Below are 24,046 nucleotides of genomic sequence, written 5' to 3' on the forward strand. Positions count from 1 at the left end.
TGATGGCCACGCACGCGCCGAACCCTGATGATGCCGGAACCCCGGCTGCCGAACTGATCGATGCACGCATCGCCGAGCTGGGCGACTGGCGTGGCGAAACGCTGACGCGCGTGCGCGCGTTGATCCATGAAGCGCTGCCCGACGTGCAGGAAACCTGGAAGTGGCGCGGCACGCCGGTGTGGGAGCACGACGGCATCCTGTGCACTGGCGAAACCTACAAACAGGCGGTGAAGCTGACCTTCGCCCATGGTGCGGCGCTGGCCGACCCGAAAGGCCTGTTCAATGCCAGCCTGGAAGGCAACACGCGACGTGCGATCGACATCCATGAAGGCGCGATGCCCGATGCCGCGGCATTGAAGGCGCTGCTGCGCGAAGCGGCTAAGTTCAACGCGGCGAAAAAGAAGCGGTAGAGCCGGCCGCTGGCCGGCTGTTGCGTGATGCTTCCGGAGAGGCATGAAGCTGCCGGCCAGCGGCCGGCACTACCGTGGTAATCACCGGCGGTCAGTACTAACGTGGCGGCGCTGACTCCAGTGCGGCATCCGGGTCGGCCACCGGCGAGGGTGGGCAGGCCGGGATCTCCGACGGCGTGGCCAGTTCCTCGGCATGCGACGGCTTGCCGATCATCGTGGCCTTGCGCCAGCCACCCCAGCGGTAATACGCCAGCGACAGCAGCATCGACACCAGCGAGCTGACCGGGAAACTCCACCAGATCGCATCGGCGCCCCAGTACGGCTGCAGCAGCTCGGCGAACGGTACGCGCACGCCCCACAGCGAGCCGGCCAGGATCAGCAGCGGCGGAATCACCGCGCCGGTGGAGCGCACCACGCCGGAGATCACGAAGCTGACGCCGAAGAACAGGAACGAACCGATCACCACATGGTTGAGGTGGCGGGCGATGTCCAGCGCCTCGCTGGCCGGCGGCAGGAACAGCGCCAGCAGCTGCCGATCGAACAGCACCAGCGGCAGGATCAGCGCGCCGGTCAGCAGGAAGTTGAACAGCACGCCCTGCCGCGCGGTGCCGCGCACGCGGTCCCAGCGCTGTGCGCCGACGTTCTGCGCGGCCATCGTCGAGCATGCCGCACCGATTGCCATCGCGGGCATCTGCAGGTAGTTCCACAATTGCAGCGCGGCGCCGTAACCGGCCCCGGTGTCGGTGCCGTACTGGTTGACCATGGTCATCAACAGGATCACCGACAGTGAGATCAGCACCATCTGCAGGCCCATCGGGACGCCCTTGATCACCAGCGCCTTGAGGATGGTCAGGTCGAGCTTGAGCAGGCGCATGTCGGCACGGCCCAGCCACAACGTGTGGCGCTTGTGCCGCATGTACAGCAGCAGGCCGGCCAGCGACAGCGTCTGCGCGACCAGCGTGGCCCAGGCCGATCCGGCGATACCCAGCGCGGGGAATGGTCCCATGCCGAAGATCAGCACCGGATTCAGCACGATGTCCAGCGCCACCGACACCATCAGGAAACGGAACGGCGTGCGTGAATCACCGGCACCGCGCAGCGCGGCGGTGAGGAAGGCGAACGCGTACAGCGTCGGCATCGCCAGGAAGATGATCTGCAGGTAAGCCTCGGCCAGCGGCAGCGAGGCAGCCGGCGTGCCCATCGCTGCCAGCAGCGGATGCGCCATGAACCAGCCGGCGATGGCGATGATCACCGACAGGCCGATGAAGAAGGTGGCGCTGGTACCGACCACGCGCCGCGCCTGCGCGATGTCGCGCGCACCGATGGCCTGGCCGATCAGGATGGTCGAGGCCATGCCGAAGCCGAACACCGAGCCGATCAGGAAGAACATGATGTTGTTGGCGTTCGCGGTGGCGGTCAGTGCCGCCTCGCCGAGGAAGCGCCCCACCCATACCGCATTCACCGAACCGTTCAGCGACTGCGCGATGTTGCCGGCCAGGATCGGCAGGGAGAACAGCAGGAGATTGCGGCCGATCGGGCCGGAGGTCAGGTCAAGCGGCGCTTTGGCCATGGAGTGGTGATCGAATCCCGGGAGGCGCACACTAGCACCAAGCCGGTTTGCGGGATGTGGCAATGCATCAACGACTGCGGGTGAAGCGGAGCATGGCCTTGGCCTTGATCGGCGTTGTACTGGCCGCATGTTCGACAGGTGACCGGCTGGGCGATACCCAGGTGCGGCCGACCGACCGTCCCGAGTGCCTGGTCGGCAGCCAGCGCCAGGACCTGTCCGCCGGTGTACCCACGTTGATCGGGGGCAGCGGCTGCCGCACCGACCCCGACCATCCGCGCCCTCTGAACAAGCCACCGGAGTAGTCCGCACCGATGCCTGAGCTTTCCCCGTTGTCGCCCAGTGTCCGCCTGGACATCTGGTTGTGGGCGGCCCGTTTCTTCAAGACCCGCAGCCTGGCCAAGCAGGCCATCGAGACCGGCAAGGTCAGCGTGGCCGGGCAGCGCCCGAAGTCCTCGCGCGCGGTACGCGTGGGTGAACAGCTGCAGGTGGATCGTGGCGAGGAGCATTTCGAGATCCAGGTGCTGGGCCTGAGCGACCAGCGCGGGCCGGCGCCAACGGCACAGCAGCTGTATGCCGAGAGCGAGGCTTCGAAGGCGCGCCGTGCCGAACAGCGTGCACTGCGCATCGCGGCACGCGATGGTTTCCAGCCGCCGGAACACAAGCCGGACAAGCGCGCGCGGCGTTTGATCCGGGCGTTGGGCGACATCGACGCGCTGTAGCGAAATCCTGATTCCAACGGATTGTTCCTATCGCGGTGCGAAAGAGGGCGCCGGTCACGGTGCGTTCGGATTGCGCTGGGCAGGCTGGTTTTTCACCTATCGGAGGCCTGCCCATGCGTCGTCTGCTGTTATGCCTGTCCCTGCTTGCTGCTGCGCAACTGCACGCTGCCGACATCACCTTCTGGGACGTACCGCAACGCGGTGGCAACAGCATGAACATGTCGCCTCCGGACCGGAAATACTTCGAGGCGCTGCGTGCGACCGGTGCGACCTGGGTGCGGCTGGTGCCGGACAAGTGGAAGGGGCAGGGCGGTCGTGACTTTCTGATCGGCAACGCCGATGACTATCGTGGACTGGTTCCGGCCGACCTGGCCACGCTGCGGCGGGTGCTGGATGACGCCGATGCGGCCGGGCTGAAAGTGGTGCTGACGCCCCTGTCGCTGCCGTTACTGCGCTGGAAGCAGCACAACGGCGATGTGGTCGACCAGCGCCTGTGGCAGTCCTTCGACAACCAGGAGCCCGCCCGGCGTTTCTGGCACGATCTGGCCACGGCGCTGAAGGATCATCCTGCCTTGGCCGCCTACAATCTCATCAATGAACCGGTGCCCGAGTACGGTGCAGGCCTGGCCGAGCATGCGTCCAGCGAGGCGATGAAGCAGTGGTATGCCGGTGTGCAGGACGGCCCACGCGACCTGCGCCGCTTTTATTCCGGGTTGATTGCCAGCATCCGCGAGGTCGACGCCACGATGCCGCTGATGCTGGATGCGGGCTGGTACGCCGCCGCCGACGGTTTCAACTACTGGCCGGCACCGTTGGCGGATTCGAAGCTGCTGTACAGCGTGCACATGTACGAGCCGTACGCGGCAACCAGTGCGTCGAACCAGACGCGCGCCAAGCCCTGGCGTTATCCGGCACAGGTGCCGTTCGGTGGAGGCAGCGAGCGTTGGGATGCGGCGCGTGTACGCCGTTACCTGCAGCAGCCGATGACGTGGGCCGCCTCGCATGGTGTCGGTGCCAACCGCATGGTGGTGGCCGAATTCGGCTGCATGCGGCGATGGCCGGACTGCAGCCGCTACCTGCAGGATGTGCTGCAGGTGCTGGAACAGGACAAGGTGCACTGGGCCTTCTACGCCTTCCGCGAGGATGGCTGGGACGGCATGGACTACGAACTGGGCGACAAGCCGCTGCCGTGGTCGTACTGGCAGGCGCAGGAAAAGGGCCGCCATGTCGAGCCGCCGCGCTTGATGCAGGCGCCCTTGTTCGCACCGATCCTGCAGCGTTTGAAGGCGGGCAACCAGTAAGCCGCCGGGCATGGCCCGGCGCTACCCATGGAGATGCCGATAGCGCCGGCCCATGCCCGGCGAGGCTTTCCGTCAGCGCTTGCCGCCGAGCAGATTGCCGCCCAGCTTGAACAGATCGCCCACGCCCAGCTGACCATCACCGTCCTGGTCCAGCAGGCTGCCGAGCAGGCCACCGGCCAGGCCACCCTGCTGCTGCACCTGCTGCTTTTCCTGGCCCAGGGCCTGGCTGAGCGAGCCGGCATCGGCCTGGCCGCCGCCCAGGCGCTGTGCCAGGAAGGCCATCACGATGGGAGCAAGGATCTGCAGCAGCTGGCTGGTGCGGCCGCTGTCGAGTTGGGTGGCCTGGGCCAGGCCGGTTTCCACCTTCTGCTGGCTGCCGCCGAAGATGTGGCCGAGGATACCGGCGCCATCGCTGGCCGCACCGCCGCCGCCGCCCAGCACCGAACCGAGCACGCTGCCCAGGTCCAGGCCGCTGTGATTGTTCTGCAATGCGCCGAGCAGCGCCTGTGCGCCCTGTGGCTGCGAGGCGTTGTTGCCCAGCGCGCCCATCAGCACCGGCAGTGCGGCACTGATCGCGCCGGAAGCCTGGGTATCGCTGATGCCAAGCTGCTGCGACACCTGTTGCAGCGGGGCGCCCTGCAACTTGGTCAGAAGTTCATCGGTCAGGCTCATCTGGGGAATCCTCGATTGGGGTTGGGCGTGCAGAAGGTACGACGCGGACCGTTAAAACGGCGACGCCGCCTCACGGGGAGGCGGCGTGCCGTACGCAGGGGAGGGCGATCAGAGCTCGATGTCTTCCGCACCCGGGGTCGCAGCGGGGAAGTCCGCGTCCGGCTGTGCAGGCTTGAACGGGTCGGACGGTTGGCCGGCCAGCGCCTTCAGGGCCGCAGCGATGCCGGCACCATAGGCCGGGTCGGCCTTGTTGCAGTTGTCGATGTGGCGCTGCTTGATGAAATCTGGCGCATCGCCGAGGGCGCGGGCGGTGTTGGCGAACAGGCGTTCCTTCTGCGCCTGGTTGTAGCTGCGGAACAATGCACCGGGCTGGCTGAAGTAGTCGGCGTCGTCCTCACGGAAGTTCCAGAAGTCGGCGTCGCCCCGGATCTTCATCGGCGGCTCGCGGTATGCCGGCTGCTCCTGCCACTGGCCGTAGCTGTTCGGCTCGTAGTGCGGCAGGCCACCGTAGTTGCCATCCACGCGCATCGCACCATCGCGGTGGTTGCTGTGCACCGGGCAGCGCGCCGCGTTCACCGGAATCTGGTGGTGGTTCACGCCCAGACGGTAACGCTGCGCATCGGAATAGGCGAACAGGCGTGCCTGCAGCATCTTGTCCGGCGACGGGCCGATGCCCGGCACCAGGTTGCTCGGTGCGAACGCCGACTGCTCCACGTCCTGGTACCAGTTGACCGGGTTGCGGTTCAGTTCGAACTGGCCCACTTCGATCAGCGGGTAGTCGCTCTTCGGCCACACCTTGGTCAGGTCGAACGGATGCACGCGGTAGGTTTCCGCGTCCAGCTCAGGCATGACCTGGATGAACAGCTTCCACTTCGGGAAGTCGCCCTTCTCGATGGCGGCGAACAGGTCGCGGCCGTGGCTTTCGCGGTCATGGCCGACCAGGATCTGCGCCTGCGCGTCGGTCAGCGATTCGATGCCCTGTTGGCTGACGAAATGGAACTTGACCCAGAAGCGTTCGCTGTCGGCATTGGTGAAGCTGTAGGTATGCGAGCCGAAGCCGTGCATGTGGCGGAAGCTGCGCGGGATGCCGCGGTCGCTCATCACCACGGTCACCTGCAGCAGGGCTTCGGGCAGCAGCGTCCAGAAATCCCAGTTGTTGCGCGCGCTGCGCAGGTTGGTGTGCGGGTCGCGCTTGACCGCCTTGTTGAGGTCGGCGAACTTGCGCGGGTCGCGCAGGAAGAACACCGGGGTGTTGTTGCCGACCAGGTCCCAGTTGCCTTCTTCGGTGTAGAACTTCAGCGCGAAGCCGCGGATGTCGCGCTCGGCGTCGGCGGCACCGCGCTCGCCGGCTACCGTGGTGAAGCGGGCGAACATCTCGGTCTGCTTGCCGACCTTCTCGAACAGCCTGGCGCGGGTGTACTTGCTGATGTCGTGGGTGACAGTGAAGGTGCCGAACGCGCCCGAGCCCTTGGCGTGCATGCGGCGCTCGGGAATGATCTCGCGGTTGAGGTTGGCCAGCTTTTCCAGCAGCCAGACGTCTTCCATCAGCAGCGGGCCGCGCGGGCCGGCGGTCTTGCTGTTCTGGTTGTCCACCACCGGTGCGCCGAAGGCCGTGGTCATCGGCGTGACCGGATCGTCACCATGCTTCTGCTTCGGCGTGGTGCTCAGCTCGCGCTGCTGCTGGGCGCCTTCCTCAGGCGACGGGGCGCTGTGGTAAGGGCACTTGGCGTTGTTGTTGTCGGACTGGCTCATCGGCTGGCTCCTGGTGGCGGTGAAGACGTGGGAGAAACATCTTCACTCGACTTTAGCTATGGCCAGATGAAATGAATAATCGAATGATTCATTCAGGTTGATAGATTCTGTCAATTGGAACGCAGAATCAGATTTGCGCAACCTTTCGATGGGCCTCCCGCAAGGCGGCGGGAGGCCATGGGCGTGCGCTGCGGTTACAGCAGCGCCTTCAACCGGTACAACGCTTCCAGCGCCTGCTTCGGGGTCAGTTCGTCGGGGTCGATCGCGGCCAGTGCTTCCTGTGCCTTGCTCGACGGTGCCGCGAACAGGCCAAATTGCTGCGGTGCATCCAGCGCCTGCGGCGCCAGCTCGGCGGCATGGCTTTCACCGCCGCGCTGCTCCAGCTCGGCCAGGCGGCGCCGTGCCTGCGCCACGGTGGCGCGCGGCAGACCGGCCAGCGCGGCCACCTGCAGGCCGAAGCTGCGGTTGGCCGGGCCATCCTTCACCGCATGCATGAACACCAGCGCCTCACCGTGCTCGACCGCATCCAGGTGCACGTTGGCGATGCCGCTGCGGCCGCCTTCGTGCTGCTCGTCGGCCAATGCGGTCAGTTCGAAGTAGTGGGTCGCGAACAGCGTGTAGCAGCGGTTCTCATAGGCGAGGTGGCGCGCCACGGCATCGGCCAGGGCCAGCCCGTCGTAGGTGGAGGTGCCACGACCGATCTCGTCCATCAGCACCAGCGAATGCGCGGTGGCGTGATGCAGGATGTAGCTGGTCTCGGCCATCTCGACCATGAAGGTCGACTGCCCGCGTGCCAGATCATCACCGGCGCCGATGCGGGTGAGGATACGGTCGATGGGGCCGATCAGCGCACGGCTGGCCGGCACGAAGCTGCCGATGTGGGCCAGCAGCACGATCAGCGCGTTCTGCCGCATGTAGGTCGATTTACCACCCATGTTCGGGCCGGTGATGACCAGCATGCGACGGTCCGGATGCAGGTCCAGGTCGTTCGGTTCGAACGGCTGCTCGCGCACCGCCTCGACCACCGGGTGGCGGCCACGCTCGATCTTCAGGCAGGGCTCGGCCTGCAGTTCCGGGCGTGCCCAGTCCAGCGCCTGCGCGCGTTCGGCGAAGCCGGCCAGCACGTCCAGTTCGCTCAGCGCGGCAGCACACTGCTTCAGCGGTTCCAGCTGCCCGCCGAGGGTATCCAGCAGCTGCTCGTACAGGTACTTCTCGCGCGACAGCGAACGGTCGCGCGCGGACAGCACCTTGTCCTCGAAAGCCTTCAGCTCTTCGGTGATGTAGCGCTCGGCATTGGTCAGCGTCTGCCGGCGGGTATAGTGCACCGGGGCACGATCGGACTGGCCCTTGCTGATTTCGATGTAGTAGCCGTGCACGCGGTTGTAGCCCACCTTCAGGGTGGCAATACCGCTGCTTTCGCGCTCACGTGCTTCCAGGTCGACCAGGAACTGGTCGGCATGGGTGGACAGGCGGCGCAGTTCATCCAGCTCGGCATCGAAGCCGTCGGCCAGCACGCCACCATCGCTCAGCTTCAGCGGCGGCATCTCGGCGATGGCGCTGGCCAGCAGGTGCGCGCATTCGTCGTGCTCGCCGAGTGCGGCGTGCAGGGCCTGCAGGCGCGGCGAATCCAGCGGTGCCAGCACGTCGCGCACGGCTGGCAGCAGGCCGAGGCCATCACGCAGGGTAGAGAAGTCGCGCGGGCGCGCCGAGCGCAGGGCGACGCGGGTGAGGATGCGTTCGAGATCGCCGAGGCGACGGAACTGCTCGCGGATGTCAGCATCGCTGCCGCGGTCGATCAGCGTTTCCACTGCGTGGTGGCGCTGTACCAGTACCTCGCGCAGGCGCAGCGGGCGATGCAGCCAGCGCCGCAGCAGGCGTCCGCCCATCGGCGTCACCGTGCTGTCGAGCACGCCCAGCAGGGTATTGCGGGTATCGCCGTCGACGCGCGTGTCCAGTTCCAGATGGCGGCGTGTTGCTGCATTCATCGCGATCGCTTCGCCGGCGGTTTCCATCGCGATGGAGGTCAGGTGCGGCAGGCGCTGCTTCTGGGTCTCCTCCACATAGCCGAGCAGGGCGCTGGCTGCTGCAGTGGCGCGCGGCTTGTCATCGATGCCGAAGCCGCTCAGATCATGAAGCTTGAAGAAGGCCAGCAGCTGGCGGCGCCCGCTGTCGGCGTCGAACAGCCACGGTGCGCGGCGGCGCACGCCGGTACGCTGGCGCAGGAATTCCGGCCAGTTTTCCTCGTCGGGCACCAGCAGTTCGGCCGGTTCCAGCCGTGCCAGCTCGGCTTCCAGTGCGTCGTCGGTTTCCACCTCGTTGACCAGGAAGCGGCCACCGGCCAGGTCGGCCCACGCCAGGCCGTAACCCTGCTTGCTGCGCGACAGCGCCATCAGCAGGGTGTCGCGGCGTTCATCCAGCAGGGCCTCGTCGGTGACCGTGCCGGGGGTGACGATGCGCACCACCTTGCGTTCGACCAGGCCCTTGGCCAGGGCCGGGTCGCCGATCTGTTCACAGATCGCCACCGATTCGCCCAGTGCCACCAGCCGTGCCAGGTAGCCTTCGTAGGCATGCACGGGTACGCCGGCCATCGGGATCGGCGCGCCGCCGGAGCTGCCGCGCTGGGTCAGGGTGATGTCCAGCAGCCGTGCCGCCTTGCGGGCGTCATCGTAGAACAGCTCGTAGAAGTCACCCATGCGGAAGAACAGCAGCAGGTCCGGATGGTCGGACTTGGCCGCGAAGAACTGCTTCATCAGCGGGGTGTGGTCCTTGGACGCCTTGGCGTTGCTGGTGTTGTCTTTTGTATCAGTCACTTGGGGCGTTTCGCGTCTTGGGCAGGGCGTCGGGGCGTGGCCATGCGACCACGGCCGGCAGGGCCGTTAGTGTAGCGACCTGGGGCGGTCGGTGATCCGCAGCGTCGGTGCTCCGGGCAGGGCCGTTGGCCGGGCTGTCTGCAGGCCAACGCCACACGCCCATACACCTGTGGTTTGGTTGATTTCCGTAGGCCCCCACGGTAGTGTCAGCCCCGGCGATTTCCGCCAAACGGCCTCCATGGAAACCGGGGCAACTCATCCCCGGGCGGGCGTTGATGGAAAGAACAAGCATGACTGCAGCCAGCACGGCCGCCGAACCTCGTTACACCTGGCGTACCGTCCTGCTCAGCATTCTGGTCGCCCTTGTCCCGCTTGCCGGATCCGCACCCTACAACCTGCTGAAGGCGGTGCTGCTGCTGGCCCTGCTGGTCACCGGCGTGGTCCTGATCCGCCGCCAGCCCGATGTCCGACTGCGCTACCACATCGCCCGGTTCATCGTGATCGTCTGCTTGCTGCGCCTGGCCTACGCCTTTTACAGCATCGGCTGGCACGGCCTGCGCTGGAACGAACTGGACCTTCCGGCACAGACACTGATCTACCTGGGCACGGCCGCGGTGTTCGCCACCGCCCTGGACTGGCGACTGATCTGGAAGATCTTCGCTTTGTCGACCCTGATCTTCGGTGGCTCGTGCATCGTGCAGCACCACATGATGGGGCTGGAACGCGCACATGGTTTCAGCGGTGGTGAGTGGACGGCCATCGAGTTCACCATGGTCACGCTGTGCATGGCGCTGTTTTCGGTCATCCGGCTGATCCAGCCGACCGTCCATCCGGCCGAGCGCTGGCTGCACAGCATCGCCATCGCGGTGGGCGTCTACGGTTCGATCCTGGCGCAGAGCCGGGGGCCGATCCTGGCGTTCATTCCCGCAATGCTGATGGTGATCGCCGTGCACGTCCGGCGCACCCGGCGCTGGCGCGGCGCGTTGGCCTTTGTCGGGGCGCTGGTCATCGGCGTGGCCGGTGCCACCACCATGCTGAACCATCAGGTCATCCAGCGCTTCGGTGAGGTCAGTGGCGAAATCTCCGGTTTCAGCCAGGAGAACGAGGTTGGCTCGGTCCGCGAGCGCATTGCCATGTGGGGCGTGGCGGTCGACGCCTTCGCGGAGCACCCGTTGGCCGGTGTTGGCCTGAACCAGTTCGGCACCTATGCACGCGAAGGTATCGCCCGCGGCGAGGTCTCCGACTCGATCGTACGTTACAACCACCCGCACAACGAATACCTGGAAGCGGCGGCGACCGGAGGTGTGCCGCTGTTGGTGATCATGCTGCTGATCTTCATCCTGCCCGGCATCCACTTCGCGCGACGTCTCGGCCATGCCGATGAGACGACCGCGATGATCGCCACCGCAGGACTTGCCGTGGTCATTGTCTACGCACTCTCGGCGTTCACGGACAACGTGTTCTACCGGGCGATGCCGCATTCGTTCTATTTCTACCTGGTGCTGGGCTTCATGCTGGCGACCGCATTGCCTGCGCGCAACCTGCACCGGGAAGGGAGTGCCCGCTGATGGCACATATCCATCTGCTGGCCGCCGACAACCAGCGTGGCCTGTCCCATGACATCCAGGTGATCGAGCGCTCGCTGCAGCAGCTCGGGCACGAGGTGACCGTCAGCCGTCTGGATGCGGTACGCAATGGCGGCGCCTGGAAGCTGCGCGGGATGCGCCTGCGCAGGCTGCTGGCCTCGTGGCTGAGCCTGGGCCGGAAGCCGGCACGGTTCGACATCAACATCTCGCTGGAGCATGTCCGGCCGGCAAGCTTCGGCCTGGCGAAGGTCAACCTGCTGATTCCGAATCCGGAATGGGTGTCTGCACGCAGCCTGCGCATCCTGCCGCGGTTCGATGCACTGCTGACCAAGACCGAAGAAGCCACGCGCATCTTCAATGCGCTTGGCCTGCGCGCGCTGGAGGTCGGCTTCTGCAGTCGTGACCGTCACGACCCTTCGGTACCGCGCAAGCCGCGCAGCTTCCTGCATGCAGCTGGTACCAGTCGCATGAAGGGCACGGCAACGCTGGTCGAGGTCTGGAAGCGCCATCCGGAGTGGCCGTTGCTGACCGTCCTGCGGAGTGGTCCTTCGGACGAGGACGAGGGCGGTGCCGCGAACCTGCGGATCGTCCGCGAGCGCCTGCCCGATGAGGAAGTGCAGCGCCTGCAGAACGAACATGCGTTCCACCTGTGCCTGTCGCAGACGGAAGGCTGGGGCCACTACCTGGTGGAGGCGATGAGCTGTGCGGCGGTGGTGATCACCTGCGATGGCGCGCCGATGAACCAGATGATCGACGACAGTCGTGGCATCCTCGTTGCTGCCCATGAGGGCCAGCCCTGCCACTTGTCCAGGACCTGGCACGTGGACGAGGCGGCGCTGGAACAGGCCATCGAGCGTGCCTTGGCGATGGATGCGCTGGAGTGGAGCCGTTTGGGCGCGGATGCGCGCGCGTGGCATCTGGCCAGCGAGGTCGCGTTCCCGAAGCGGCTGGGTGAGGCCCTGGCCAAGCTCTGAGGCGAACACGCTGTGGTTGGTGCGTGCTCAGGCGGGGACCAGCGTGACCTGCGGGTGGCCGTTGAAGATCTCCATCACGATCTCGAAGTAGGTCTGTCCCTGGCCCTGTTGCAGCGCCGCCAGCTGGTCGGCGATCACCGCGGTGTTGAAGGTGCCGGCCTGATCGAGTTTTGACTGCGGCCAGGCCTGGGTGGTCCTGCGGCCCAGTGCTTCGCGGCTGTGCTCGATGTCGCGCCACACAACCGTGGTGGAGGCATGACCAGCGAGAGCGCCGTAGCCACCCCACAGCAGATCATTCAACGCGTCCAGGCTGGGTCCCAGCTGCCAGTCTTCGTCGGCCATGAACACGCGATTGATTTCCACGTAGAGACTGGCGATGTCGTTGATGGACGCGCCTTCGATGTGCAGGATCCGGGTCATCTGCCGACTGTAGCCGTCCCGGGCGTCGCCATGTCATGACATGCCCGGTCCGGGACAGTTCTGTCATGTGCAGATAATCCAGGATCATCGTGCACAGGGCCTGGCGTGATTATGGCGTTAAATCCATGTGATTTTCATCGGGCGCTGGCGTGTCAGCGGTATTCGATAAATGATATGGCGCCATTATCCGCTTGTTTATTTTCTGACTACCTGCACAGTTTCATGTATTTGGATCGGTCCATATATAAAGTCCCGTAAAGTTTCCCGTCGCTGCGCCGCCATCGAACGTACGGCCACGATCAAGGGAATTGAGATGCTTGCCTTACGTAATCTCCGTGTGGGATCCCGGCTTGGCGCCGGCTTCGGTCTGCTGCTGCTGTTCATCATGGCCATCGTCGGCCTCGTGCTGTATGGAAATCACCTGAAGTCCGCCCAGTTCGAGAAAGTGGTGGACGTCAACATGGTGAAGATGCGTTTGTTGAATGACATGCTTGATACCAACAACGCAGTGCTGATGCATCGCCGCCTGATGGTGATCAAGCGTGGTGACGAGTTCGACAAGGATTACCAGCGTGCCCAGGAGTTGTCGCGGACCTATGACGGTATCTGGGCCAAGTACATCAAGATTCCGCGTGATGCTACCGGCGACACCCTGGTTGCACGCATCGAGGCCGCCCGCAAGGCCACCGATGCGTCAACCCAGCAACTGCATGAGCGCATGAAGTCCGGGGATTTTGATGGCGCAGCGAAGGAGCTGCTGGCCGAGCACGGATTGGCAACGGCCTGGAATGAATCCATTTCGGCCCTGCTGCGCCATCAGGAAACGCTGACCGAACGCAGCCGCGAAGAGTACCGCGCAACAGAATCGTGGACCGGCACGCTATCGATCGCGTTCGGGGCACTGAGCCTGTTGCTGGGCACGTTGGCGGCCTGGGCGATCACCCGCAGCCTGACCCGCCCGCTGGAAGGAGCGGTGAAGCTGGCCGATGGCATCGCCAATGGCCGTCTGGACAGCAGCATCGACGCCACCGGCAATGACGAGGTGACCCAGCTGCTGAAGTCGATGCAGCGCATGCAGGCACAGTTGCAGTCGGTGATGGCGGCACAGGGCGAGCTGGCCCGCCAGCACGATGCCGGCAGCCTCAGCTACCGCATGGATGAAAGCGCGTTCCCCGGCGACTACGGGCGCATGGTGCACGAGACCAATGCGCTGGTCGGCTCGCACGTGCAGGTGCAGAACCGCTTGATCGAGGTGATGAAGCACTACGCGCGTGGCGACCTGTCGGTGGACATGGATCCATTGCCCGGCGAGAAGGCGGCGATCACCCAGGCGATGGATGAGACCAAGAGCAGCCTGTCGGCGATCAACAGCGAGATCCGCCGCTTGGCAACCGCCGCTGCGGCAGGTGACTTCAGCCTGCGTGGTGACGAGGATCGCTTCGCCTACGATTTCCGCGACATGGTGGCGGGGCTCAATCGCCTGATGCAGACCACCGACGAGAACCTGGTACAGGTCTCGACCCTGCTGCAGGCCATCTCGCGCGGTGACCTGACCGTGCGCATGCAGGGCGATTTCCATGGTGTGTTCGCGCGCATGCGTGATGACTGCAATGCCACGGTCGATCAGCTCAAGCAGATCGTCGGTCGCATCCAGGCCAGTGCATCCAGCATCAACCTTGCGGCAGGTGAGATCGCCTCGGGCAACACCGACCTGTCGCGGCGTACCGAGCAGCAGGCGGCTAACCTGGAAGAGACGGCGGCATCGATGGAGGAGCTGACCTCCACCGTGAAGCAGAATGCCGAGCATGCACGCCAGGCCAACCAGCTCGCCATCGGCGCGCATGGTGTCGCCTCGCAGGGCGGCGAGGTGGTCGGCCAGGTGGTCACCACGATGACGGCCATCGAGGCGTCGTCGAAGAAGATCGCTGAGATCATCTCGGTCATCGACGGTATCGCGTTCCAGACCAATATCCTGGCGTTGAACGCCGCGGTGGAAGCCGCGCGTGCCGGCGAGCAGGGCAGGGGGTTTGCGGTGGTTGCCAGCGAGGTACGCACACTGGCGCAGCGTTCGGCAGGCGCGGCCAAGGAGATCAAGGGCCTGATCGAAGACTCGGTCGGCAAGGTCGCCGACGGATCGGCCCTGGTCCGCCAGGCCGGCACCACGATGGGTGAGATCGTGGCCTCCGTGCAGCGGGTGACCGACATCATGGCCGACATCTCCGCCGCCTCGCAGGAGCAGAGCTCGGGTATCGAGCAGGTCAACCAGGCGGTGGTGCAGATGGACGAGACCACCCAGCAGAACGCGGCCCTGGTGGAAGAAGCGAGCGCCGCCGCACGCTCGATGGAGGAGCAGTCCAACCTGCTGGCCGAGGCGGTATCGGTATTCCGCACCGGCGCAATGACGGCCGCAGCTGCGGTACGCCCGGCCTTGGCTGCAGTGGCTGCCACTGTTAGCCCGGTGCGCCGTTCTGCACCGCTGTCGCCACGCATCGAACCGACGCTGGCGGCCAATGCGGGCGGCTGGGAAGAGTTCTAGCAGGGTTGAAATGCCGGCAGGGAGACGGCGCCCATCGCGATGGCTGATCGCGATGGGCGCGAATTTTCTTCCTGAACGGCTGATGGCCGATGAAGTGGCGGACACATGCATTTCACTTCCGGTTGCCAACCGCGGGAGGAAACTTGTGCCATACCGGACCTCAGGAGATGGCCATGAAGACTTCGACCCGATTGCTTGTGCTGGGCACGCTGCTGGCGGCATCGTCCGTTGCCGGCGCACAGACCTACGGACCACGTGATGAAGGACGCAAGTTCAATGACGGCAGCCGCGTGGTCTGCAAGAACGTGGAAGTGCAGCGCAACTCGCGCGACCCGAACCGCATCACGGGTACCGCGACTGGCGCCGTGATCGGTGGCCTGCTCGGCAACCAGGTCGGCGGCGGCAACGGCAAGAAGCTGGCCACCGTGGCGGGTGCCGTCGCCGGTGGTGCGGCGGGCCGCCAGATCCAGGGCAACAGCCAGCAGAAGAATGGTGATCGCGTGGTTGAACGCCGCTGTGAGCGCGTCTACCGCTGATTGATCGACCCGTCACCCCTTCCACACTGCAGTACTCGGACGCCGGCCCCACGCCGGCGTTCGTCGTTATGCGAAAAGGGGACGGAGGGGATTAAGTCGCAATCCCCCAACCGGCCGCTTACGACTCAATCCCCTCCGTCCCCTTTTTTGCGAGGAGGCGCCAGGCGGCGAGGGCACCGTAGAGCAGCAGCAGGGTGCTGAGGGTGATCAGCTCGTGGCTGACTTCCGCAAGACTGGCATCCATCTGGTTCAGGCGCACCATCAGGTTGATGCCCGAGGTGGTCGGCAGCAACTGCGCCAGCCAGACCAGCGGTTGCGGCGTCATCACCGCCGGCCACGACAGGTTGGCCAGGAAGAACAGCGGGATCGAGGTGGCAATGATGTACTGGAACGCACGCTCGCGGGTGCGGAAGAAGCTGCCGACGAACAGGCCGAACGCCACCGTGGCGGCGATGAACAGGGTGCCGCCCAGCAGCTGGCCCAGCGGGTTGCCGCCGCGCGGATAGTCCTGCACCCAGGCGGTGAAACCGGCGTAGTAGAACAGGCCGAACAGTCCGATCAGGCCGAAGCCCAATGCCATGCCCCCCAAAGTCGGGAGGTCGAAGCGCAGTCGCCGACCGAGTGCGAGGCGGCGGCCGCCGAGCAGGACGCCGATGCCCATCAGCAGCGTCTGGTGCACGATCAGCTCGGCCACGCCGGGCACGATGGCGCTGCCGTAGCCTTCCTGGGTGTTGTACAGCGGGCGCTGCACCAGGGTGATCGGTGGTGCGTGCGGCGCGCCCATGAAGGCGGCCTGGCCGACCACGGCGTCACGCCCGAAGGCACCCAGTGCATCGGCCACGCTGCCCAGCACCCAGCTGGCGCGGCCCAGGTAGGCACCGTTGCCGAGCAGCACCAGCTTGGCAGGATGGCCGCGCAGGATGTCGCGCTCCAGGTTGGCCGGGATCAGCACGACGCCTTCGGCGTGGCCGGCTTCCAGCTGTTGGCGTGCGCTGTCGATGTCCGCCGGTTGCCCGACCACGCGCGCGACCCGCAGTGCATCGAGCTTGCGCAGCAGTTCGCGGCTGGTCGCGCTGTGGTCTTCATCCACCACCAGCACCGGCAGGTTGCCGGCCACCTGGTGGCGGTATGCGGCCGGGTAGAAGAACGAATACAGGATCACCGCGCCGACCATCACCACGATCGCATAGCGGTCGCACAGCACCGCCATCAGGGTCTGCCGCAGGCTGCGCCACAGTGCGCTCATGCGTCGGCCCCTGCCGGTTGTGCGGCCTCGGGCGCACGCGCGAAGGCGATCAGGCGCAGCCCACCGATGCCGCCGGCTACGACTGACATCAGCAGCAGCGTGGCCAGCGGCCACGACGAGACCAGCAGCGGCGAACCGATGAACTGCTGCTGGGTCTGCAGCTTGATGTAGGCGCTCAGTGGCAGCAGCTGGTGCCAGATGCGGGTGAACAACGGGCCGTCCAGCACCGGGAAGGTCGCGCTGGAGAACGCCAGCGCGGTGCCGATGCTGAGGCCGACCGCGGACAGCGCGGTGCCCATGTCGCGGGTGACGCCGACGAAGAACAGCGCGTAGGCGGCGGTAGCCAGATAGAACAAGGGTTGTGCGAGCAGCAGCAGGAGCACGCTGCCCGCCACGCCATCGCCGCGCAGCCAGGCGAGGTAGCCGATGCCGAGTGCGCCATACACCGAGAACAGCAGGATGTATGGCGCGACCTTGCCGGCGATCGCCGGCCACGGCGTGCGGCCCAGCCAGGCGCGCAGGGTGCCGTCGCGGATCTCGCGGCCGAGGCTGCCGGCCACGGCAAGCGCCAGTACCAGTGACAGTACCGCCGGGAAGATCAGCGGCAGCAGGAACAGTTCGTAGCTGCGTGCAGGGTTGTAGAGGATGTCCGACTGCACCGCGATCGGCGCCGCACGCAGCTTGCCCGGGCCGACCTGCAGGCCGATGCGCTCGCGCAGCAGGCGCGCGTTCCAGGCCGAGACCGCGTCGCCGATATCGCGCGCAGCGGATTGTCCAGTGGTCATGTAGGTAGCGTTGTAATAGGCGAACACCGTGCCCTGGCGGCCACGCAGCGCCTGCCGGGTGACGTCGCGCGGCACCAGCACGATGGCGAATACGTCCAGGCTGCGCAGCTGCGAGCGTGCGTCTCCCAGGTCCGCCGGCTGGCTGGCGATGCGCACGCCGGGACTGGCATCGAGCATGCGCAGCAGCAGGCGGCTGTCACCGCTGTGGTCGAGGTCGACCACGGCGATGGGTATGTCGCGCATCACCGAGGGCGTGAACATCCACGCCATCAGGGCCAGCATCAACAGCGGCAGCAAGGTGACCAGCATCAGATCGGCGCGGCTGCCGCGCAGCGCACGCAGTTCGCGCCGCCAGGAGCCGGCGAAGCCGCCGCGGTCTGGGCTCAGTGCTGGGGCCATGCGAACAGCACGCTCATGCCCGGGCGGAAGCCCTCGATGCGGCGTACCGGGCGCACCCGCACCTCGAAGCTGCGGACGTCGTAGCCGGACGACTGGCGGGTGGTGCGCCAGGTTGCATAGTCGCCGGCCGGGTTGATGAAGTAGACCTCGAATTCGCCGTCCTGGCCGAGCGCCGGCACGCTGCCGCGCAGCTTGCTGCCGACCTTCAGGCCCTGCATCTGCGATTCGCGCAGGTTCATCGCCACCCACATGCGGTCGATGTCGACCAGTGTGAACACCGGGTAGCCGGCCGGCACCAGTTCGCCCGGGTCGGCCATGCGCTTGTTGATCTCGCCGGCCACCGGTGCGCGCCCTTCGACCTCGACACGCGCAGCGTTGACTTCGGCCACCGCGCCCTGTGCCTGCTGCACCTGGCCCTGCGCGGCACGCTTGTCCTGCTCGCGTGCGCCGGCCAGTGCCATGTCGTACTGCGCACGGGCGGCACGCGCCAGTTCCCGGGAACTGGTGGCCTGGGCATGCGCCTCATCGCGCTTCTGCCGGGTCATCACTCCTTCGTTGAACAGGTTCTGCACGCGCCGGTAGGTGGCTTCAGCCAGCGTCGCACCGGCTTCGGCCCGCTTCCAGTTCGCTTCGGCGGCGCGGATGTCTTCGCTGCGCGCGCCTTCGTCGGCCTTGTCGGCCACCGCCTGTGCGGCGGCCAATGCACCGTGCGCCTGCTGTTCCTTGGCGGCCACTTCGGGGCTGTCGAGCAGGAACAGCACCTGCCCGGGCTGCACGCGGTCGCCCTCGCGCACCTTCAGCTCGGCCACGCGCGCGGTGATCTTGGCGGCCACGTTGATGGTGTCCGCATCGGCCATGCCCTGGATCTGGTCGCCTGGGCTGCGCCAGGCCAGCCACAGGCCGAGCACCACCACGACCAGCAGCACCACTATCAGGATCGGTCCCAACCGGCGCTTGCCCGGGGGCGTCGTCGCATCGTCGTGCAGCACATCACTCATGGTCGATCACCTCGTCCGCACGGCGCCGGAATTCTTCGAAACGGTCCATCTGTCCACTTATCTCCAGCAACTGTGCCAGCGCAATATCGTATTGATAGGCGGCCTGCGCGCGCTCGACGCGGGCGCCGCCGAGGCCGAGCCGTGCATCGATCACATCCAGCGAGGTGGCCTGGCCCTCGCGGAACGCCAACTCCTGCAGGCGCAGGTTTTCCTGTGCCTGGGCAATGCTGCTGTCGAGCAGCACGTACTGCTGACGCGCGGTTTCCAGCTCGTTCCAGGCCTTGCGCACGCCCAGCGCGACCTGGTTCTCGGCCTCACGCAGGCCCGCTTCGGCCTGGTCCTGCTGCGCACGCGCGGCGCTGATCTGCGCCGGTCGCGAGTTTGGCGACAGGAAGGTGTACTTCAGGCCGATGCCGAACGCCCAGTCCGGATCGGTCAGCATCTCGTCGCGGCGACGGAAGTCGTACTGGCCGAAGGCGAAGATCTGCGGTTTCAGCTTGGCCTGCTGCACGCGCACGCCCTGTTCGGCCTGCGCCACCATCGCCCGCAGGCGTGCGATCTGCGGCTGGCGTGCCTGCGCGGTGCGCTCGAAGCTGGTGACCGGATCCAGCGGCACGCGCTGCACGAACAACGGTGATACCGGCTGTACTTCGCCACCACTGCGCAGCAGTGTGGCCAGCGCCGCCTTCAGCGTGGCCAGGTCGTTCATTGTCTTCTGGTACTCGCGCTCGGCCTTGTCGCGGGCCACGGTGGCCTGCAGGCGCTGTGCACGGGTGGCGAAGCCCTCACGTTCCAGCTTCTCCGCGTCGGACAGGTGGCGGTTGAGGCCATCGCGCACGTCGCGCCGCACATCCACCGCCTGCTCGGCCAGGCGCTGGCCGAAATAGGCCTGGGCCAGCTGCACGGTCAGCGATTGGCGTTGAGCCTCGCGCTCGGCGCTGGCCTGCTCGTGGGCAGCGCTGGCGGCACGTTGCGCGGCCGGAATCACGCCGCCGGTGTACAACGGCAGCACCGCAGTGACCACGGGCCGGGTACGCCAGTCGCGTTCGGTGAATGACAGCGGCGAGTCGATGCCATAGGCCTCGGCCACCGGCGCCAGCGAACCCAGTGGCAGGGTGAGGGTCTTCTGGAACTGCAGGCGGCGTACCTCGCCGGTGATCTCCGGCAGGCGCAGCAGGCGCGTGGCTTCCTGCAGGTCCTGCTTGTTGCGTACGGCGGCATCGGAGGCGGCCAGTGCGTCGGAGACCTGCTCCAGCCGCTGCCGAGCCTGTTCCCAGTCCAATGCGGGTGCATCGGTGAGAGTCTGCGCCGCTGCAGCCAGTGGCAGGCAGGCTGCCAGTGCCAGCGCGGCCTTCGCGCAGTGCATCCTTGTACGTCGGCCGATCACGCCCATGCCGTCCCAATGGTGAAGAAGTGCGCAAACGGTAGTGCGCGCGGCGTGAAGCCCGGGTCTGCGGTCATTGGATTGTCCTCATCGTAGGGTGCCGCTGGCCGCAGTGCGCAGCGCCTGGGTGATGTGCTGCAGCGTGCTTGAGCGTACGGCGGCATGCTGCCAGTACAACGGCACATCGAGCCAGCGGCGGGGTTCCAGTACCACCACGCGGCCCGCGCGCACGGCGGGCGCGACCAGGGTTTCCGGGGCCATGCCCCAGCCGAGTCCGCACGCAGCGGCTTCGACGAAACCGGTGGAGGAGGGCAGGTAGTGTAGCGGTGGCTGCAGGCGGGCGCGGGTCAGGCGCCGCACGAAGCGCCATTGCAGTTCATCCTTGCGGTTGAACACCAGCATCGGTGCGCGCGCCAGTGCCGCAGCCTGCATGCCGTCGCTGAAGTACTGGCGGGCGAAGCCGGGCGAGGCGACAGCGTGGTAGCGCATCGCGCCGAGCGGGTGCACGTTGCAGCCTTTCACCGGCTGGCTTTCGGCGGTGACCGCGCCGAGCACGCTGCCATCGCGCAGCAGCTGCAGGGTGTGATCCTGGTCGTCCATGCGCAGGTCGAACAGGTAGCCATGGCGCTGGTGCAGTTCGGCGATGGCTGGCACGAACCAGGTATCAAGCGAGTCGTCATTGACCGCCAAGGGGATCGGTGTGCGCGCGGCATCGCTGCCGCGTTCGGGCAACAGCTCGGCCAGTGCCTCGGCCTCCAGCGCCTGCATCGGCCGTACCCGGCGCAGCAGCGCTTCACCTGCGGCGGTGGGCCGGCACGGTGCCTGGCGCACGACCAGCACCTGGCCGAGCCGATCCTCCAGTGCCTTGATCCGCTGCGAAAGTGCCGACGGGCTGATCGACAGGCGGCGTGCCGCAGCCTCGAAGCTGCCTTCTTCCAGCACCGCAGCGAAGGCGGCAAGTTGCGGATGTACCAGGTCCACGCGGAAGCCTCTTCAGTTTTTCTGCACAGGATAAAGAAAAAACAGATTGTCTTAACAGGACCGTTGGCCGCACCCTGCGCGTCCCTTCACTGCCTGCCCCGTCCCTGATGTGGATTGCCGCTACCGCCGCCGGCCTGTTCGCAGGTGCCGGCCTGATCATCGCCATCGGTGCGCAGAACGCCTTCGTGCTGCGCCAGGGCCTGCAGCGGCATCATGTGGGAACAGTGGTACTGGCCTGCGCCGGCGCAGACATCGTGCTGATCCTGGCCGGCGTGGGCGGGATGGGCGCGCTGGTGCTGCAGTGGCCGCTGCTGCTGCAGGTGCTGCGCTTCGGTGGCGCGGCATTCCTGCTCTGGTACGGCCTGCAGGCGGGGCTGCGTGCGTGGCAGGGTGGCGGTGCGCTGGCCGCCGCCAAGGCGCAGGGCGGCAGTGGACGGCAGGTGCTGATGACCTGCCTGGCCTTCACCCTGCTCAACCCGCACGTCTATCTGGATACCGTCGTGCTGCTGGGCAGCCTGTCCACGCGTTACCCCGGCGATCTGCGCTGGGCCTTCGCCGCCGGTGCCTGCGTTGCAAGCGTGGCCTGGTTCTGCACGTTGGGCTATGGCGCGCGCATCCTGCAGCCGGTGTTCCACAGGCCGGCTGCGTGGCGTGTGCTGGACGCAGGCGTGGCGGTCTTCATGTTCTGCCTCGCCACGCTGCTGCTGTTGCGTCCGCTCTCGCCATGAGTGCATGACGCACGCCGGTGTTGCGTGTATGTTCCACCGACACGGTTCACGCGGCCGGGTGCTGCGCGTTTGAGTTGTACCCCGTGCATATGCTGATCACAGCGGGAGCTCCCATTGCAGGCGAAGACCGGGCACGGAACGTCGGGTGTTGCGAAGTACCTGCGATCCGCCTTCGTCGAAACGCCACTGGCCGGTCTCGAGGTCCTGCGCCAACAGGTTCGAGGCGGTCAAGCGCAGCTTGCCGCGCCGTTCGCTTGCGTACTGCGCCCAAGCCTCCAGCTCGCGTCGATAGGACGTGATGTCCAGCTCGCTCAGGCTGTAGCGTATTCTGCCTCCGCTGCGATGGGTGTACGCCAGGCCACTGCTCCAGCGCGATGAAATGCGGTAATCGAGCGACGCACTGGCGGTGAATGGCACCTGGTCTTCAATCCGATTGTCAGGCCCGGGAAGATCCCTGACTCGGGAGTGGTTCCAGGTGGCGTTGCCGCGCAGCTCGATATCCGGCGCTCTGCGGTACAGACGTGCCAGCGGCATCCTGCCATCCATTTCGATGCCCCAGGCCGTGGCGCGGGTACCGTTGACCGGCGTCGATACCCAACGCCCTTCACGCAGGATGGTTTCATTGCGGATCGGCGCGTCGATGCGGCGCAGGTAACCGCCGATGCTCCCCTGTGTACCTTCACGGCCGTGCATTTCCCAGGCCGCATCCAGACCCCATGCCAGTTCCGGACGCAGCGCTGGATTCCCGATCTCGTCGGGGTTCAGTGGGCGGTTGTTGGTGGAGGTATACGGCCGCGGGACCAGTGAGCGCAGTGCCGGTGCGCGGAAACTGCGGCTCAGTGATACCCGTAGCTGGTCCTTGCCCTTTGCGCGCTTCCAGAGACCCTGCAGGACTGGCGTGAAAACGCTGGCCCGGTGACGCATCGCAGCGAAGCCACGCCCTTCGCTGCGGGTCTGCAGTTGTTCCCAGCGACCGCCGACATAGAAGGCGCTGCGCGTTCCCAGTGGGAACTCGTCCTGCGCATAGACGGCGATGCGGTGCAGGCGCGCATCAAAGGAAAGGTCGCTGATCGTCGATGGCTCATCCGGGGAATAGCGGAGTTGCTGCAGGCGTGATTCGCGGCGCGAATCCATGCTGCTTTCGGCACCGACCTGCAATGTATGGCGACCCCGCGCCGGCAGAGTCCACTGCACGCGGGTAGTGCCGCCCAGCACATGCAGCTGCGCATCGGTGCGATCGAGAAGGTTGTCCTGCTGCCCCGCATCCTGTCCCTGCTCGCGGAAGCGGTAGTTTTCGCGGTTGCCATCCAGTGCCAGACGCAGGTTCAGGCTGCCGCCGTCCGGTAGCTCCTTCTCCCACTCCGCGCTGGCCTGGCCCTGGTCAAGGCGCAGGCGCGTGCGCTGCTGGTAATGTGGAGTACGCAGTTCCGTACCCAGCGCCGTTTCCCAATCGATGTACATGTCGCGACGGAAGTCGGATGCATCCACCAGGGCCTGCAGTGAAAGAGTGGTGTCCTCGCTGGTTCTGAGCGTCAGTGAGGGGGCGAGCGAGACGCTGTCACGATGCCCGGTGGCGCGCAGGCGGGATTGTCGATGCAGCAACGGCGCGCCAACACCATCCCAAGCATCTTCTCTGCTGCGTTCCTCCACCAGGAAGCCACGGGCAGTAGCTGTGGCGGTCAGTGCAAGATCTCGGTCCAGGCCGGCATGGGTCTGCCGCCAGCTTGCCGATGGGGTGCTGCGACCCTGATTTTCGGCCCATGAAAGTGTCAGTCGCTGGCTGTCTTTTGCAATCGGCGCGCGGGTGACGATGTTGAGTGTACCGGCGACGGCACCCATGCCCTGGTCAGCAGTAGGCGCGCGCAGGATTTCGATGCGCTCGATCAGATCGGTGGCCAGCGAGTCCAGGCTGAAGCCAGCGGGCGTACGCTGGCCGTCCAGCAGGATCTGCGTGTAGCCGGCGCCCAGGCCGCGTAGTGATACGCTGCCTGGGCGGCCCGGAGCACCACTGGAAACGCTGATGCCGGGCAAGCGCTTGAGTGCCTCCAGCAGGTCGGTGTCGCCATGCCGTTGCAGTGCCTCGCGGTCCACCACGATGCGACTCGCGGTGTCGTCACGGCGAGCATCGTAACGCTCGGCCTGGACGTGCACTGCATCCAGATCGGTCGTGTTTGAAGGGGCGGGTGTCGTTGGTGGAAGGGCCGCAGCATTCGCTGGCGCCATCAGGCAGCCAATAGTG

At 66.2% G+C, this 24,046-nt stretch carries 20 protein-coding genes; 9 read left to right on the top strand and 11 right to left on the bottom strand.

What is annotated here, in order from left to right; all coding sequences use genetic code 11:
* The first annotated feature begins 2 nt into the window (after positions 1 to 2).
* The gene (locus ACZK2G_RS06415; RefSeq protein WP_478474975.1) at positions 3 to 410 is read left to right on the top strand and encodes a DUF1801 domain-containing protein; all 408 of its coding nucleotides are present in this window, start codon (positions 3 to 5) and stop codon (positions 408 to 410) included.
* Between the two features lie 97 nt (positions 411 to 507).
* Here ACZK2G_RS06415 and ACZK2G_RS06420 read toward each other — a convergent pair whose 3' ends face one another.
* Entirely contained in the window at positions 508 to 1,980 is a 1,473-nt protein-coding gene (locus ACZK2G_RS06420) for an MATE family efflux transporter (RefSeq protein WP_046983268.1), read from the bottom strand.
* Between the two features lie 62 nt (positions 1,981 to 2,042).
* On the opposite strand from ACZK2G_RS06420, the gene ACZK2G_RS06425 reads away from it, so the two are divergent.
* The 3 genes from ACZK2G_RS06425 (at position 2,043) to ACZK2G_RS06435 (ending at position 4,000) form a co-directional block, all read left to right on the top strand.
* The gene (locus ACZK2G_RS06425) at positions 2,043 to 2,282 is read left to right on the top strand and encodes a hypothetical protein (protein ID WP_012510442.1); all 240 of its coding nucleotides are present in this window, start codon (positions 2,043 to 2,045) and stop codon (positions 2,280 to 2,282) included.
* Positions 2,283 to 2,291: 9 nt separating this feature from the next.
* Entirely contained in the window at positions 2,292 to 2,699 is a 408-nt protein-coding gene (locus ACZK2G_RS06430; protein WP_004149153.1) for an RNA-binding S4 domain-containing protein, read from the top strand.
* 113 nt (positions 2,700 to 2,812) lie between these two features.
* Positions 2,813 to 4,000, top strand: a complete 1,188-nt coding sequence (locus tag ACZK2G_RS06435) for a glycoside hydrolase family 5 protein (protein WP_478474977.1) — start codon at positions 2,813 to 2,815, stop codon at positions 3,998 to 4,000.
* Between the two features lie 72 nt (positions 4,001 to 4,072).
* Here ACZK2G_RS06435 and ACZK2G_RS06440 read toward each other — a convergent pair whose 3' ends face one another.
* The 3 genes from ACZK2G_RS06440 to mutS all read right to left on the bottom strand — a co-directional run bounded on the left by ACZK2G_RS06440 (position 4,073) and on the right by mutS (position 9,174).
* Complete coding sequence (locus tag ACZK2G_RS06440) at positions 4,073 to 4,672, bottom strand: DUF937 domain-containing protein (protein WP_046983266.1); 600 nt, start codon at positions 4,670 to 4,672, stop codon at positions 4,073 to 4,075.
* Positions 4,673 to 4,780: 108 nt separating this feature from the next.
* Positions 4,781 to 6,424 (bottom strand): catalase, encoded by a 1,644-nt coding sequence (locus tag ACZK2G_RS06445; RefSeq protein WP_447780995.1) that lies wholly within the window; start codon positions 6,422 to 6,424, stop codon positions 4,781 to 4,783.
* A 194-nt stretch (positions 6,425 to 6,618) separates the two neighbouring features.
* On the bottom strand, positions 6,619 to 9,174 hold the full coding sequence (gene mutS, locus ACZK2G_RS06450; protein ID WP_337302036.1) for a DNA mismatch repair protein MutS: 2,556 nt from the start codon (positions 9,172 to 9,174) through the stop codon (positions 6,619 to 6,621).
* Between the two features lie 350 nt (positions 9,175 to 9,524).
* On the opposite strand from mutS, the gene ACZK2G_RS06455 reads away from it, so the two are divergent.
* Entirely contained in the window at positions 9,525 to 10,802 is a 1,278-nt protein-coding gene (locus ACZK2G_RS06455) for an O-antigen ligase family protein (protein WP_478474980.1), read from the top strand.
* Positions 10,802 to 11,794 carry a glycosyltransferase family protein gene (locus ACZK2G_RS06460; RefSeq protein ID WP_253077694.1) on the top strand — a complete coding sequence of 331 codons (993 nt, stop codon included), beginning with the start codon at positions 10,802 to 10,804 and terminating at the stop codon, positions 11,792 to 11,794. Before ACZK2G_RS06455 ends, ACZK2G_RS06460 begins: the two co-directional genes overlap by 1 nt.
* Positions 11,795 to 11,821: 27 nt before the next feature.
* On the opposite strand, the gene ACZK2G_RS06465 is transcribed toward ACZK2G_RS06460, so the two are convergent.
* Positions 11,822 to 12,214, bottom strand: coding sequence for a barstar family protein (locus tag ACZK2G_RS06465; RefSeq protein WP_478474982.1), 393 nt, complete (start codon positions 12,212 to 12,214; stop codon positions 11,822 to 11,824).
* 313 nt (positions 12,215 to 12,527) lie between these two features.
* Between ACZK2G_RS06465 and ACZK2G_RS06470 the strand changes: the two genes are divergently transcribed.
* Together ACZK2G_RS06470 and ACZK2G_RS06475 are read left to right on the top strand one after the other, a co-directional pair.
* Positions 12,528 to 14,750: a methyl-accepting chemotaxis protein gene (locus ACZK2G_RS06470; protein ID WP_046983260.1), complete on the top strand. Its 2,223-nt coding sequence runs from the start codon at positions 12,528 to 12,530 to the stop codon at positions 14,748 to 14,750.
* A gap of 167 nt (positions 14,751 to 14,917) precedes the next feature.
* Positions 14,918 to 15,286 carry a glycine zipper 2TM domain-containing protein gene (locus ACZK2G_RS06475; RefSeq protein ID WP_032127541.1) on the top strand — a complete coding sequence of 123 codons (369 nt, stop codon included), beginning with the start codon at positions 14,918 to 14,920 and terminating at the stop codon, positions 15,284 to 15,286.
* Between the two features lie 118 nt (positions 15,287 to 15,404).
* Here the strand turns inward: ACZK2G_RS06475 and ACZK2G_RS06480 are convergent, their stop codons facing one another.
* From ACZK2G_RS06480 to ACZK2G_RS06500, 5 genes are all read right to left on the bottom strand, one after another.
* Positions 15,405 to 16,532, bottom strand: coding sequence for an ABC transporter permease (locus ACZK2G_RS06480; RefSeq protein WP_478474983.1), 1,128 nt, complete (start codon positions 16,530 to 16,532; stop codon positions 15,405 to 15,407).
* Positions 16,529 to 17,716 (bottom strand): ABC transporter permease, encoded by a 1,188-nt coding sequence (locus tag ACZK2G_RS06485; RefSeq protein ID WP_478474985.1) that lies wholly within the window; start codon positions 17,714 to 17,716, stop codon positions 16,529 to 16,531. The genes ACZK2G_RS06480 and ACZK2G_RS06485 overlap by 4 nt, the downstream gene beginning before the upstream one ends.
* On the bottom strand, positions 17,701 to 18,714 hold the full coding sequence (locus ACZK2G_RS06490) for an HlyD family secretion protein (RefSeq protein ID WP_136638316.1): 1,014 nt from the start codon (positions 18,712 to 18,714) through the stop codon (positions 17,701 to 17,703). Before ACZK2G_RS06490 ends, ACZK2G_RS06485 begins: the two co-directional genes overlap by 16 nt.
* The gene (locus ACZK2G_RS06495; protein ID WP_253077689.1) at positions 18,707 to 20,107 is read right to left on the bottom strand and encodes a TolC family protein; all 1,401 of its coding nucleotides are present in this window, start codon (positions 20,105 to 20,107) and stop codon (positions 18,707 to 18,709) included. Before ACZK2G_RS06495 ends, ACZK2G_RS06490 begins: the two co-directional genes overlap by 8 nt.
* A gap of 78 nt (positions 20,108 to 20,185) precedes the next feature.
* Entirely contained in the window at positions 20,186 to 21,079 is an 894-nt protein-coding gene (locus ACZK2G_RS06500; RefSeq protein ID WP_046983255.1) for a LysR family transcriptional regulator ArgP, read from the bottom strand.
* A 107-nt stretch (positions 21,080 to 21,186) separates the two neighbouring features.
* On the opposite strand from ACZK2G_RS06500, the gene ACZK2G_RS06505 reads away from it, so the two are divergent.
* Positions 21,187 to 21,807 (top strand): LysE/ArgO family amino acid transporter, encoded by a 621-nt coding sequence (locus ACZK2G_RS06505; RefSeq protein ID WP_478474986.1) that lies wholly within the window; start codon positions 21,187 to 21,189, stop codon positions 21,805 to 21,807.
* Positions 21,808 to 21,903: 96 nt separating this feature from the next.
* Here the strand turns inward: ACZK2G_RS06505 and ACZK2G_RS06510 are convergent, their stop codons facing one another.
* A complete protein-coding gene (locus ACZK2G_RS06510; protein ID WP_478474987.1) occupies positions 21,904 to 23,958 on the bottom strand; it encodes a TonB-dependent receptor plug domain-containing protein in 2,055 nt (684 codons plus the stop codon).
* Positions 23,959 to 24,046: the final 88 nt, after the last annotated feature.

Source organism: Stenotrophomonas sp. 107298_Sma, from assembly GCF_056480345.1.